Annotated in this window: 7 protein-coding genes, 2 pseudogenes and 1 riboswitch; of the genes and pseudogenes, 7 read left to right on the top strand and 2 right to left on the bottom strand. The window is 60.0% G+C overall.

Annotation, left to right across the window (positions count from 1 at the left end):
* The 6 genes and pseudogenes from flgH to mgtE all read left to right on the top strand — a co-directional run bounded on the left by flgH (position 1) and on the right by mgtE (position 7,977).
* Positions 1 to 672: a flagellar basal body L-ring protein FlgH gene (flgH, locus tag E5E96_RS22130; protein ID WP_011706638.1), complete on the top strand. Its 672-nt coding sequence runs from the start codon at positions 1 to 3 to the stop codon at positions 670 to 672.
* Between the two features lie 8 nt (positions 673 to 680).
* The gene (locus E5E96_RS22125; RefSeq protein ID WP_011706637.1) at positions 681 to 1,778 is read left to right on the top strand and encodes a flagellar basal body P-ring protein FlgI; all 1,098 of its coding nucleotides are present in this window, start codon (positions 681 to 683) and stop codon (positions 1,776 to 1,778) included.
* A gap of 44 nt (positions 1,779 to 1,822) precedes the next feature.
* A complete protein-coding gene (gene flgJ, locus E5E96_RS22120) occupies positions 1,823 to 2,914 on the top strand; it encodes a flagellar assembly peptidoglycan hydrolase FlgJ (protein ID WP_171283165.1) in 1,092 nt (363 codons plus the stop codon).
* Between the two features lie 3 nt (positions 2,915 to 2,917).
* Positions 2,918 to 4,917: pseudogene (locus E5E96_RS22115) on the top strand (flagellar basal body rod C-terminal domain-containing protein).
* Between the two features lie 4 nt (positions 4,918 to 4,921).
* Positions 4,922 to 6,129, top strand: a pseudogene (gene flgL, locus E5E96_RS22110) (flagellar hook-associated protein FlgL).
* Between the two features lie 214 nt (positions 6,130 to 6,343).
* Positions 6,344 to 6,513, top strand: a riboswitch (M-box (ykoK) riboswitch).
* A 120-nt stretch (positions 6,514 to 6,633) separates the two neighbouring features.
* Positions 6,634 to 7,977, top strand: coding sequence for a magnesium transporter (gene mgtE / locus E5E96_RS22105; RefSeq protein WP_011706633.1), 1,344 nt, complete (start codon positions 6,634 to 6,636; stop codon positions 7,975 to 7,977).
* A 297-nt stretch (positions 7,978 to 8,274) separates the two neighbouring features.
* Here mgtE and E5E96_RS22100 read toward each other — a convergent pair whose 3' ends face one another.
* On the bottom strand, positions 8,275 to 9,792 hold the full coding sequence (locus E5E96_RS22100; protein WP_171283164.1) for an HD domain-containing phosphohydrolase: 1,518 nt from the start codon (positions 9,790 to 9,792) through the stop codon (positions 8,275 to 8,277).
* A gap of 193 nt (positions 9,793 to 9,985) precedes the next feature.
* Between E5E96_RS22100 and E5E96_RS22095 the strand changes: the two genes are divergently transcribed.
* A complete protein-coding gene (locus E5E96_RS22095; RefSeq protein WP_118880797.1) occupies positions 9,986 to 10,948 on the top strand; it encodes an IS1595 family transposase in 963 nt (320 codons plus the stop codon).
* 50 nt (positions 10,949 to 10,998) lie between these two features.
* On the opposite strand, the gene fadE is transcribed toward E5E96_RS22095, so the two are convergent.
* Positions 10,999 to 13,455 (bottom strand): acyl-CoA dehydrogenase FadE, encoded by a 2,457-nt coding sequence (fadE, locus tag E5E96_RS22090; RefSeq protein ID WP_171283163.1) that lies wholly within the window; start codon positions 13,453 to 13,455, stop codon positions 10,999 to 11,001.
* Positions 13,456 to 13,642: the final 187 nt, after the last annotated feature.

Genomic DNA, 13,642 nt, shown 5'->3' with positions numbered 1-13,642 from the left:
ATGAAAGCCATATGGATGCTGGGACTGCTGGCGTTGGGAGGCTGCAGCAGCACGCCCAATACCGCCAAGCCCGATGATCCCGAGTTTGCCCCCGTCTACGGGGAGTCGGAGCCGGTCTCGGTCAGGCCGACCGGTGCCATCTTCCAGCCCGATCAGGTCAACGGCATCTATTCGGACATCAAGGCGCACAAGGTGGGTGACATCATCACCATCGAGCTGGCAGAGTCCACTTCCGCCTCCAAGAAGGCCAATACCCAGAGTGGCAAGGATAATAAATTCACCATGAATCCGGCTGTGTTGGGCGGTGTGCCGGTGACGGCCGGCCCCTATGATCTGTCGGCCTCCCTCAGCCAGAACGGCGCCTTCAAGGGGCAGGCCAAGGCGGATCAGAGCAACAGCCTGCAGGGCAACATCTCCGTCAGCGTGGCCAAGGTACTGCCCAATGGCAACCTGTTGGTGCGTGGCGAGAAGTGGATCATGCTCAACAACGGCAACGAATATATCCGGATCACCGGCATGATCCGCCCCGAGGATGTGACCACCGACAACAGCGTCTCATCCCAGAAGGTGGCCAATGCCCGCATCCATTACGGTGGCACCGGCGATCTGGCCAATACCCAGGAACAGGGGTGGCTCACCAGCTTTTTCAATGGTCCCTGGTGGCCGCTCTAGGAGGTGTTATGAAGTCGCTCCGTCTTGTAGCCCTGTTCTGCTGCCTGTTGCCCCTGGGGATGGCCCATGCCTCCCGGATCAAGGACATCAGCTCGGTGGAAGGGGTACGTAGCAACCAGCTGATCGGCTACGGTCTGGTGGTCGGTCTGCCGGGCACGGGTGAGAAGAGCAACGCCTTCACCGAGCAGACCTTTCGCACCATGCTGAACAATTTCGGCATCAAGGTGCCGGACAACATCAAGCCCAAGATCAAGGACGTGGCGCCGGTGGCCATTCATGCGGATCTGCCGCCGTTTGCCAAGCCGGGCCAGACCATAGACGTCACCGTGTCGGCCATCGGCGAGGCCAAGAGCCTGCGCGGCGGCACCCTGCTGCAAAGCTTCCTCAAGGGGCTGGATGGCCGGGTTTATGCGGTGGCGCAGGGCAGCCTGGTGGTTGGCGGGCTGGGGGCCGAGGGGGCCGACGGCTCCAAGGTGGTGATCAATACCCCGACCGTGGGTCGTATCGCCAACGGGGCGACCGTGGAGCGGGAAGTCCCGAACTCCTTCAGCCAGGGGGATACCATCACCTTCAACCTCAACCGCCCCGACTTCACCACGGCGCGCCGGCTGGCAGACGTGGTCAACGATCTGGTCGGTCCCAACACGGCGCAGGCGCTCGATGCGACCTCGGTCAAGGTCTACGCACCGCGGGACCCGGGCCAGCGCGTCTCCTACCTCGCCACCATCGAGAACCTGGAGGTGGATCCGGCCAGCGAGGCAGCCAAGATCATCGTCAACTCCCGGACCGGCACCATCGTCATCGGCAGCCAGGTGCGGCTCAAACCGGCGGCCATCAGCCACGGCGGCTTGACGGTCACCATCGCGGAAAATCAGCAGGTGTCCCAGCCCAATCCGCTCTCCGGCGGGCAGACGGCGGTCACCAACAACTCCACCATCAACGTGCAGCAGGAGCAGGGACGCATGTTCAAGCTGGATACCGGGGCCACCCTGGATGATCTGGTGCGGGCGGTGAATCAGGTCGGGGTGGCTCCCGGCGATCTGATGGCGATCCTGGAGGCGCTGCAACAGGCCGGCGCCATCGAAGGCCAGCTGGTCATACTGTAATAAAGCGGCAAGGGGTTGCCACGGGCGGCAATGAGGTAAGCAAAATGGCAGAGTTAGATACCAACAGCGGCGTGAATCTGGGCATGGTGCAGGATATCCAGAACCTGGATCGCCTGCGCCAGCTGAGCCAGAGCAAGGAGGGCAAGGCGGATGCGCTCATGGCGGCTTCTCGCCAGTTTGAGTCCATTTTTACCCAGACTCTGTTTCAAAGCATGCGCCAGGCCAACCAGGTATTGACCCAGGACAGCCCCTTCAACAGCAGCTACACCCAGTTCTACGAGGGGATGCTGGACGAGCAGCGGGTCGCCGACATGTCGAGCAAGGGTGGCATCGGCCTGGCTGCCATGGTGGCCAAGCAGCTCTCGCCGGAGACCTTTACCCATCACGACGGGCGGGTGCTCAAGATGCCGCAGCGTACCGAGCGGGTCTATAAGCCCTATCAACCGCCCACCTCGGCGGCCAACGATCTCATTTCAGCTTCAAAAGTTGGCAAAGATTTTGCTGACAAGGAGATGAGTGGCGATGTGCAGCCTTTGGCAACGGCTCACCGCAGTCGCCGCACCATACCGCCGATGGGACCTGCGCAAGTGGGACACGGCATTCGTGGCGCCAAGGCGCTCGATGAAACGACCCAGGTGTTTGACACTCCTGAAGAGTTTGTCAACCGGCTGATGCCGCTGGCCAAGAAGGCGGCCGACAAGCTGGGATTGAGCCCGGCAGTGCTGGTAGCCCAGGCGGCGCTAGAAAGCGGCTGGGGCAAGCGAGTTATCAAGAACGGGGAGGGGCAGGTGACCCACAACCTGTTCGGCATCAAGGCCGATCCACGCTGGGAAGGGCCCAAGACAGTGGTCAGCACCCTGGAATACGAGAGAGGAGTGGCATCGCGCCAGAAGGCGGCGTTTCGCTCCTACGAGTCGTTCGAGGAGAGCTTCAACGACTATGTGGATTTCCTGACCTCGGGTTCCCGCTACAAGGGAGCCCTGGCCAAGGTGGACAGTCCGGACCGTTATTTCGAAGCCTTGCAACAGGCTGGATACGCCACCGACCCGCACTACGCCAGGAAACTGAAACAGGTATTGCGCAGTGATGCCATTGCCGGCTACTCCGCGACCAACAATACAGAAATGGAGCTGTAAGTCATGGCAAGCGATCTGCTTGGAATTGGTACCTCGGGTGTGATGGCCCAGCAGCGACTGCTGCAGACCACCAGTAACAACATCGTCAACGTCAATAGCCAGGGCTATGTGCGTGAACGGACCCTGATCTATACCAATGCCAACGGACTTGGTACCGGCGACATGCTGACCGAGCGGGTCATCAACGCCTATGCCCAGGGAGAGGTCAGGCGCGACACGTCCGCCTTCTATGCCTCCTCCACGCGTTATCAGCAGCTCGCCAACACTGACAGCCTGCTGGGTGACACCAGCAACAGCGTCGGCGCCGCCATCAGCTCCTATTTCGAGGGCTTCCATACCGCCAACGAAGCCCCCGCCGATATCTCCGGCCGCAAGACCACCCTGAGCCAGCTGAGCGGCATGGTAAACCGCTTTCACACCCTGTCGGCCCAGCTGGACAAGCAGACCGACACCATCAATACCACCATCGGCGATGAGGCCAAGCGGGTGAACAGCCTGATCAACAGCATCAACGATCTGAACCAGGCCATCATTCGCACCCAGGGCACGCCGGAAGAGAACCTGATGCTGTTCGACCAGCGCGACGAGGCCATCCGCCAGCTCTCCGAGAAGATGGAGATCCGCACCGTGCCGCAGGACAACGGCAGCATGCTGGTCAACATGAGCACCGGCCACTCCCTGGTGCTCAATGGCAGCGTTGCCCAGTTCAGCGTGGTGCCGGGCAATCCCGATGCCCGTGAGCCCGAGTTGCAACTGAACATGGACCCCAACAAGATCACCTTGAACAACAAGGACATTGGTGGCGGTCTCGGCGGTCTCTTCTCCGCCCGCAACGATCTGGAGCCGTCCAAGCGCGAGCTGGGCCAGCTGGCCGCCGCCATGGCCGATGCCATGAATCAGCAAAACCGGTTGGGGATGGATCTGGACAACGAGCTGGGGGGGATCTCTTCTCTCTCGGCTCGAGCGATGGTCTGGCCTACAGCCAGAACACCGGCAGCGGCGCCGCCAAGGTGAGCTTCGTGCCCGGCAAGGGCACGGAAGTGACCACCTTCGACTACGAAGTGCAGTTCAGCAGCGCCACCGGTTACGAGGTGTTCTCGGTGGACAAGGATGGCAACCGCACTTCGCTGACCACAGGTACCACGCCGCCCGCCACGGTACAGGTGGCGGGTCACGGTATCCAGATTGATCTCTCCGGTACCCCGGCGGCGGGGGATAAGATCCTGCTGCAACCGACCAAGCGGGCGGCCGCCGGCCTGGGTCAGCTGGCAACTCGGGCCGAAGATCTGGCGCTGGCATCGCCGCTCAAGGCCGACAAAGGCAAGAACAACTTCGGTGCGGGCGAGATCAAGCTCAACGGCATCACCAATACCGGTGCCGGCTCCGGTTTTGGCACCAACAGCCTGAATCCGGCCTCACCCCAGGTGGTGAAGATAGACGGCAGCGGCAACTACGAGGTCTATGCGGCGGACGGTACCACGCTGATTGGGGTAGCCCCCGCTTCCAGCAAGGGGCAGAACCTGATGGCCGCCCTCGAGAGTCCGCTGGGTGGGCCCAAGGTCTACGCCACCCCGGCCCAGACTCCGGGGTACGAGTTCAGCATCACCGGCAAGGTGGAGGCCAAGGACAGCTTTACCCTCAGCTACAACACCGACGGTTTTGCCGACAACGCCAACGGGCTGGCACTGGCGGATCTGCAGAACAAGGATCTGGTGCGCAAGAGCAGCAACGCCGGCACCAGCAACGACAAGATGACCTTCAACGAGGCTTACTCCAGCCTGGTGACCGGGGTGGGCAACACCGCCAGCCAGGCCAAGAGCCAACTCAAGGCAGACGAAACGAAATTGACCCAGAGCAGGGGGATTTTCGAGAGTGTCTCCGGCGTCAGTCTGGAGGAAGAGGCGGCCAACCTGATCCGCTATCAGCAGTCCTATGCCGCCTCCGCCCAGATCGTCAGCACCGCCAAGACCATTTTCGATACCCTGTTGTCATCAGTGAGGTAAATCGATGCGTATCACCACCAACATGGTCTATGACCGCAACCTCTCCTCGCTGAACGGCGCCAACGAACGGCTGAGCACGGCTTATGAGCAGCTGATGACCGGCAACAAGTTCAAGACGGCGGGGGAAGACCCTTCCGGCATGAGCCAGAAGCTGGCGCTGACCAAGGAGATCGATCTCTTCAAGCAGTACGGGGTCAACGGCAGCCTGCTGGAAAACAGCCTGGGCCACGAGGAGACGGTGCTGACCGCCCTCAACACCGCCATGACCAGTGCTCAGACCCTGATCCAGAAGGCGAACGACTCGGCGGTGGGGTACGAAGATCGCCAAGCCATTGCCAGCGAGCTGGAGGGGCTGCAAAAGCAGATGTTCGACCTGATGAACAGCAAGAACTCCCAGGGCGAATATATCTTCGGCGGCAACCAGAGCAAGACCCAGCCCTTCATTCAGGATGCCAGCGGCAATTATGTGTTTCAGGGGGATACCGGCCAGCGCAACATTCAGGTATCGCCGACGGTGCAGATCCCTGCCAATGATTCCGGCTTCAACCTGTTCGAGATAGTGCCGACCCGCAGGACCAGCAGCGCGGGGAGCGCCAATATTCAGGTCGGTGTGGCTGATCAGGGCCACTTCGACAGCTTCTACCGCAACAACTACGACCCTTCGCTTGCCAGTAACCAGTATACGGTGAACACCATTGCCGGCACGCCGGATACCTATGAGATCAGGGATGGCGGCGGTGCCTTGCTGCAAAGCGGCGACTATGTGGCGGGCAACAAGATCCCCTTCAACGGGCTGGAGCTGACCCTGTCACTGCCGGCGGGGGGGCGGCGCAAAACTTCGTGCTGGATCCGCCCCAGAACAACAACATCCTCGATGGCATGTCCGATTTCATCACGGCGCTGCGGGATCCCAACATCACGCCGGATACCTTCCAGCTGAAGGTGGCGGATGCCACCGCCCACATGAAAAATGCCCGGCTAAACGTGGATCAGGGGCTGGGGGAGATTGGCGGCAGAATGAACGGGCTGGAGCAGGTGATGGGCTCGAACGAAGGGTTGAGCACCTTGAATCAGCAGGCGCGGGCCAAGGTCTCCGAAGCGGATCTCTATGAGGTGATTGCCACCCTGTCAAAAGAGGATGCGGCACTGAGCGCCACCCAGCTTTCCTTCAGCAAGATCAGCAAGCTGACCCTGTTCGACTACATTCGTTGACCGGTCACCCATCGCTCGCGGCCCTGATGGCTGCGAGCGATGGTTACCCGCTTGGCCCCTGTTTTTCCCGCTCGTTTATCCTCATTCAACTCCCCATGTCGGCCAATTGTAACAAGCTGTTGCCACAGGCTATTTAGCGCATGGCGACGGGTTGACTCATATTGAGCATTCGATAATCATGCAGCCCGCACGACAGAGGGTTGTGCGCATATTTGCAGCATCTCGTTAGGCGAGGCTCCTGTATAAACACAGGCCACTGATCTCACGACGTCCAGAGACGCCCAAGATCAGGACAGTTTTCATCGGATTAAGGTGTAAACCCAAGTGGCTTCCGGCATGCCGGATACGTTATGCAGTGCTAAAGCTGGTACGTGGGGATGATGACACGCCGGACGGCGTCATTTCCTGCCTATTACTCGTCAATCAAATTGCTGTTTTCTTTCAGACGGCGACGGATCACCGTTCGCGCTCAGGCTTGCCTGAAATCACATGAGGTCATTTGTGATGAAGAAAACACAGACTCTACTCAATCGTCATCAACTGCTCGATCTGGCTGCCCTGCAGGGCTGGCTGGAGCACAACCTGGATCCGGTTCAGCGTGCCGATCAGCTGCTGACCCTGCGTCCGGAAGAGCTCAACTGCATCTTCGATACCCTGCCCACTGCCGATGGGGCGGCGCTGCTCAGTTCGTTGTCTGCTGACTGTGCCGGGCGCCTGCTGATGCGGCTGCATGCCAGCATCGTCAGCGTGTTGCAGGGGGCCATGCCCCGTCGCGACATGCTGGCCATTCTGCGCCGGCTGGGCAGCAGTGATCGCACCATGCTGCTTGCCCGCTTCCCGGAGCAGGTGCAGTCCACCTTCTACTCCCTGCTCGACTGGCCGACCGAATCGGTGGGCGCCAACATGCGCCACGAATTCCTGGCCATCGGCGATCAGGAGACGGTGGGCAGTGCCAAGCAGCTGATCCACGATGCCTGGGACAACGCCCAGCTGTTCCAGAACCTCTATGTGGTCAACAACGACCACCGCCTGCTTGGCAGCATCTCGCTCAAATCCCTGCTGATTGCCGACCCGCAACTGCCGGTGAGCGAGTTGATGGACCGGGAGACGGTGCGCATCAATGCCCGAGCGGATCAGGAACTGGCCGCTCGCCTGCTGATCGACCGCGACATCTCGACCCTGCCGGTCGAGGATCAGGGCAAGCTGGTGGGTATCTTCCACGTGGACGATGCCGCCGACATCCTGGAGCTCGAATCGACCGAGGATGCGGAGATGCAGGGTGGCTCCTCGCCACTCGACACTCCCTATCTGCAGGCGACTCCTTGGCAACTGTGGCGCAAGCGGGTGGGCTGGCTGCTGATCCTGTTCGTGGCCGAAGCCTATACCGGTACCGTGCTGCGGGCGTTTGAAGAGCAGCTGGAAGCCGCCATCGCACTGGCCTTCTTCATTCCGCTCCTGATCGGCACCGGCGGCAACAGTGGTACCCAGATCACCACCACCATAGTGCGAGCCATGGCGGTCGGGGAGGTGAGTCTGCGCAACCTCGGCACCGTGCTGAAAAAGGAGATCTCCACCGGTCTGCTCATCTCGGCCGCCATCGCGCTGGCCGCCTGGGTACGGGCCTGGAGCCTGGGGGTTGGTCCCCAGATCGGCATGGTCGTCACCCTGACCATCATCGCCATCGTGCTGTGGAGCGCCACTGTCGCTTCGGTGATCCCCATGGTGCTGCGTCGCTTCCGCATCGACCCGGCCGTGGTATCCGCCCCCTTCATCGCCACCCTAGTGGATGGTACCGGTCTCATCATCTACTTCGAAATCGCCAAGCTGCTGCTGCCCGAGCTGCAGTAAGCCGCAATACGAAAATAAAAAAGGCAGCCCATGGGCTGCCTTTTTTGTATTGGTTTATCCAGTTTTGAAAATGTGTTAAGGGAATGAGTGAGTGGTACATTGAAAGGTAAGTTTCTGATGTAGGGTTAGTAGAGCCTAGCGCATGAGATAGGGGATATTTATAACTGGGCTCGCTCGCATAAGGCACTGCAATATAGCATCCTCCGATGCAGTGCATCGGAGGATCTGAGCCACAAGAGGTTATCCGAGAATATGCCCCCTATTTTAGAACTTTGTAGTGAGTATTAATCTTCAACATCAATGTTCCCCGACGTAGATGTCCTTGTGTTGATCGCGGATCTCGAGGAATTTGTCGAGGTTGGCCAGCATCAGTTCTACCAACTGAGGATCGAAGTGCTGACCTTTCTCCTCCTGGATCAGTGCCAGTACCTTGTCCAGCGGCCAAGCCTTCTTGTAGCAGCGATCCGAGCCGAGCGCATCAAACACGTCGGCCAGCGCCACCACCCGCCCTTCCAACGGAATGGCATTACCCTTGAGGCCACGGGGATAGCCGCTGCCATTCCACTTTTCATGGTGGTTACCGGCGATGGTGGCGCCAATCTGGAACAGCGCGAGATCGCTGCCGGAGAGCATGTCCTGCCCCAGCTGCGCGTGGGTCTTCATGATCTCCCACTCCTCGGGGGTCAATTTGCCCGGTTTGTGAAGGATGGCATCCGGGATGCCCACCTTGCCGATGTCATGCAGCGGGGAGGCACGCTTGATGAGCTCGCTCTGCTCTTCGCTCATGCCAAGCAACTGGCAGAACAGCTCGGTGTAGAGGGCGACCCGTTTCACGTGCAGGCCGGACTCCTTGGAGCGGGTCTCCACTAGCTCGCCGATCCGATAGATGATCTCGCGCTGGTTGTCGGCGATGACCTCGTTGAGCCGGATGTTCTCCAGCGCCACTATGATGTTTTCGGTAAACAGGCTGAGCAGCCCCATGTCCATCTGGCTGAGCTGACGAGTGGTCTCGATATGAAACAGCAGGTGATGACGGGGGTTTTGGCAGTAGAGCACCATCTGGTTGCCGTCATAGACGTTGGCACGATTGGCCATGGCCTGGCGCAGGATGGAGGGTGCATCTGCCAGTCGCAATGACGGGTGGCCCGGCAGCAGGGGCTCCAGAATTTGATCCCGTACTTCGTAGGCGAACTGTTTCACGTCGTAGATTTGCGACTCTTCCAGACTGAGCAGGGCCCCGAGCTGTTCCTGAGCCCCTTCGACAAACTGGCGCAGCGCCCGTTTCTCGAAGATCCCCTTGGAGGCCTCGATGACTTTTTCCAACCCCTGGCGATTGCTCTCCAGCGTGCGGATGTCGCGGTATGAACGCAGGCTGGCCCGCAGCAGGGTGCGCAGCTTCTGGGAGGTGAGCTCGGTCTTGTCCTTGTAGTCGTTGATGTCGTAGTTGGTAACCACATCATCTTCCGGGGCCTGACCGGGTTGGCCGGTACGCAGCACGATGCGCACCATCTTGTTTTGCAGATCCTCGCGCACGAATTTGACCACATCGAGGCCGGCGTGATCGACCTCCATGACAACGTCCAGCAGCAGCAGTGCTACGTCCGGGGTCTTGGCGAGCAACTCCCTGGCCTGGGCGGCTGAATAAGCATGCAAAAATTCAATGGGTCTATTATCGAATTCAAACTTGCTCAGGGTGATCTTGGTAATGCGATGAACCTCGGGTTCATCGTCCACAATCATCACCTTCCATCCAGCCTGCTGGTCATCGAGAAAGGGCAGATCGTCATCGTCAATAATCAGGATTTGGTCATCCATCATGCAATCCTGTTTGGGATCCTGTGCTTACATTAACTGCTTCACTAAGGATAGGAAACTTATTGAGAAATAAAATTTGATCTGTGAAATCTCTTTGTCGTCATCCTGTTCCAGCCCCATAAAAAAGGCTCAGTCCCAGTTATGTGTTGAAAGGCTAACCTTGAAGTAGGTCATCACCTTGAGGGCCACCATCATGGATACCCAAGCCTTTCAACATCTACTGTCCCTCTTCCCATTGCTCACTTTGCGTCAGCGTCGTCTCGCGCAACAGGAACTCACCACCCCTCACCCCATCACCTCGTTGGCCACTCAACTGCCCGCATGCCAATGCTGCCCTCACTGCCAGGCCGCGGCCACACTGCTGGCTCCCTGGGGCTGGTCTCGAGGGCTGCGCCGTTATCGCTGCAAGCAGTGTTTGCGCACCAGTTCCGTTCTCACCAACACGCCTCTCGCCCGACTTCGCAAGCCACAATGCTGGGAAGACTATGCACAGGCCCTCATCGACGGTCTGACCGTCCGGCAGGCGGCGCTCCGCTGTGGGGTCGGTAAAAACACCGCCTTTTTGTGGCGTCACCGCTTCCTGAAGGCCATGGCTAGCCACCAGGCGGTACGGGAAGAGGGTATCGTCGAGGTCGATGAGACCTTCTTCCTAGAGTCGTTCAAAGGACAGCGCGGATTGTCCCGCCCGGCCCGCCATCGTGGAGGTAAAGGCCGTACCCGAGGCACAGGACCGGATTACATCCCGGTGATGGTGGTGCAAGACAGAGCAGGCCACCTGGCTGACTTCCAGTTGGAACAGTTGAATGTCAGGGCGGTGAAGGCAGTGCTTCGGCCACTTATCGCCCCGGATGCCGTCCTGTGCAGCGATGGTGCCGGGGTGTATGCCAGTTTCAGCGAGAGGCAAGGGATAACACACCAAGTGGTGCGCAATCGAGCGGGAGAGCGGGTGGTGGGTGCATATCACATCCAACATGTGAACGGGTACCACAGGCGATTGAAGGAGTGGATGGAACGGTTCCATGGGGTCGCGACCCACTATCTGAGGAATTATCTGGGTTGGCGAAGGATGTTGGAACGCTATGGGCAGGAAGTGAATATCTCACGTTGCTTGCATGAGGCGCTGGGGCGCCCCATGCAACACGTAATTGGGACATAGCCATAAAAAAACGCCTCCACATGGGAGGCGTTTGACTATCAATGTGTCTGTCAGGCGGCTCTGTGATAGGCCGATGGCTCGAACAGCGCCTTGTTGGCCACCAGGTCGATGGGATCAAAATCATCGACGTTGATGGTGCGCAGGCGGCTCTCTTCGGCGCGGCGCAGCAGGTCCGCTTCGGTCTGGTTGAGTACTCCCTGCGTCAGGCCGATCTCTGCCACCTTGTCCAGTTGCATAAACGGACGCTTGATGCCGTCAGCCTTGCATACTCTCTCAAACAGCGGCTCGGCAGAGAGCACGTCGTCCAATGCCTGCTCCAGCAGGCCGAAGGGGTTGCCCTCTTCGCGGGTGAGATACTGCCCCTGGGCCAGACGGCTGCGGGTTTCGCTCGGGGTTTGCAGCAGGCGGGCGACCTGGCTGTCCAGCTTGTCGCTCGGGCGCTTCAGGTCGCGACCCAGCGGCAGCACGATGACGCGCAGGGCAAGACCAATCCAGCGATTCGGGAAGTTGCGCAGCAATTCGTCGATGGCTTCCTGCGCCTTGAACAGGGCATCTTGCAGCGCCCAGTGCAGCAGCGGCAGGTCGGCGTGCTGACGACCCTCATCCTGATAGCGCTTGAGGGCGCTGGAGGCCAGATAGAGCTGGCTCAGTACGTCGCCGAGACGGGCAGAGACCCGCTCCTTGCGCTTGAGCTCGCCCCCCAGGGTGCCCATCGCCATGTCTGACAGGAAGGCCAGGTTGGCAGAGAGGCGGGATAGTTGCTGGTAGTAGCCCTTGGTCTGATCCTTGAACGGCGCGGCGGCGAAGCGGGCTCCGGTTAACCCTAACCAGAAGCTGCGCACCAGATTGCTGATGGCAAAGCCGACGTGGCTGAACATTGCTTTGTCGAAGTCCTTGAGGGCCTGTTCCTGATCCGGGTGGCTGGCGGCCAGCATCTCCGGCAGCACGTACGGGTGGCAGCGGATGGCGCCCTGGCCGTAGATGATCATGCTGCGGGTCAGGATGTTGGCCCCTTCCACCGTGACGGCGATGGGGGCACCCTGATAGCCGCGGGCCAGATAGTTGTTGGGGCCCATGCAGATGGCCTTGCCGCCGTGGATGTCCATGGCATCGATGATGCACTTCTGGGCGCGGTCGGTGAGGTGGTATTTGACGATGGCGGAGATGACCGAGGGTTTCTCGCCGAGGTCGATACCGGTCACGGTCAGGTTGGCGGCGGCCCCCATGATATAGGCGTTGCCACCGAGACGGGCCAGCGGCTCTTCAATCCCTTCCATCTTGCCGATGGGCAGCTTGAACTGGCGACGGATGCGGCTGTAGGCGCCGGTCGCCAAGGCCAGCATCTTGACGCCACCTGTGCTGTTGGAGGGCAGGGTGATGCCGCGACCGACTGACAGACACTCGACCAGCATGCGCCAGCCCTGACCGGCCATGGCCGGGCCGCCGATGATGAAATCGAGCGGGACGAACACATCCTTGCCCTGGGTCGGGCCGTTCTGGAACGGCACGTTGAGCGGGAAGTGGCGACGGCCGATGCCGACCCCCTTGATGTGGGTCGGAATGAGGGCGCAGGTGATACCAAGCTCTTCTTCGTCACTCAGCAGGTGATCCGGGTCGCGCAGTTTGAAGGCCAGACCGAGAACGGTGGCAATCGGGGCGAGGGTGATGTAGCGCTTGTTCCAGGTGAGGCGCATGCCGAGCACCTCTTCCCCTTCCCACTCGCCCTTGCAGACGATACCGAAGTCGGGGATGGAGCCGGCGTCGGAACCCGCTTCCGGACTGGTCAGGGCGAAGCAGGGGATCTCCTTGCCGACCGCCAGACGAGGCAGGTAGTAATCCTTCTGCTCGTCGGTGCCATAGTGTTGCAGCAGCTCGCCCGGGCCCAGCGAGTTGGGTACGCCGACGGTGGAGGCCAGCACGGCGCTGGCGCCGCACAGCTTTTGCAGCACGCAGGATTGGGCATAGGCGGAGAATTCCAGCCCGCCATATTTCTTCTTGATGATCATGGCGAAGAACTTGTGGTCCTTCAGGTATTGCCACACTTCGGGAGAGAGGTCGGCCCGCTCGTGGGTCACTTCCCAGTCGTTGACCATGCGGCACACTTCTTCAACCGGACCATCCATAAACGCCTGCTCTTCGGCAGACAGCGTGCTGACCGGAATGGCGTGCAGCTTCTTCCAGTTCGGGTTGCCGGCAAACAGGTCTGCTTCCCACCAGGTAGTGCCCGCTTCAATGGCCTCTTTTTCGGTGCGGGACATCTCCGGCATGATGGATTTGTAGAGTTTGAACAGCGGCTTGGTCAGCTGGTTGCGACGAAAATCCACCAGGTTGAGGGGGATGGCGATCACGGCAAACAGCGCCCAGACCAGCAGGGGGACGTGGCCATAGAGGGTGCCGACAATCAGGGCTGCCGCGGTGGCAAGCGTGGAGGTGAACAGAGACGCCCGGCGATAAGCCATGGCGCCGATCACCAGGATCACTCCGAGCAGAGTGAGGGTCGTCGTCATTTTTCGCTCCTTGCATGAGTTGCCGAAGTTGGGTGAATATGGTTGAACTGATCCAGAGGTCTGACCTGTTGGATATGGTCCCTGTTGTAATTCATACGCACAAACTTATCAAGCTGTTTACAAGCTCGTTACCTTGGCTCTGTGATCGGCATAACGTCCTGCAGAGGGGCGCTTGACGGGCAGGGGG

The sequence above is a fragment of the Aeromonas sp. 1805 genome, assembly GCF_013085525.1.
GTDB lineage: Bacteria > Pseudomonadota > Gammaproteobacteria > Enterobacterales > Aeromonadaceae > Aeromonas > Aeromonas hydrophila.
This window is presented reverse-complemented; position numbering and strand designations above follow the sequence as displayed.

Bases quoted from the DNA above. Each gene is read 5' to 3' on its own strand.
- flgH (WP_011706638.1), top strand. From the start codon at position 1: ATGAAAGCCATATGGATGCTGGGACTGCTGGCGTTGGGAGGCTGCAGC.
- fadE (WP_171283163.1), bottom strand. From the start codon at position 13,455: ATGACGACGACCCTCACTCTGCTCGGAGTGATCCTGGTGATCGGCGCC.
- E5E96_RS22095 (WP_118880797.1), top strand. From the start codon at position 9,986: ATGGATACCCAAGCCTTTCAACATCTACTGTCCCTCTTCCCATTGCTC.
- E5E96_RS22125 (WP_011706637.1), top strand. From the start codon at position 681: ATGAAGTCGCTCCGTCTTGTAGCCCTGTTCTGCTGCCTGTTGCCCCTG.
- mgtE (WP_011706633.1), top strand. From the start codon at position 6,634: ATGAAGAAAACACAGACTCTACTCAATCGTCATCAACTGCTCGATCTG.
- E5E96_RS22100 (WP_171283164.1), bottom strand. From the start codon at position 9,792: ATGGATGACCAAATCCTGATTATTGACGATGACGATCTGCCCTTTCTC.
- flgJ (WP_171283165.1), top strand. From the start codon at position 1,823: ATGGCAGAGTTAGATACCAACAGCGGCGTGAATCTGGGCATGGTGCAG.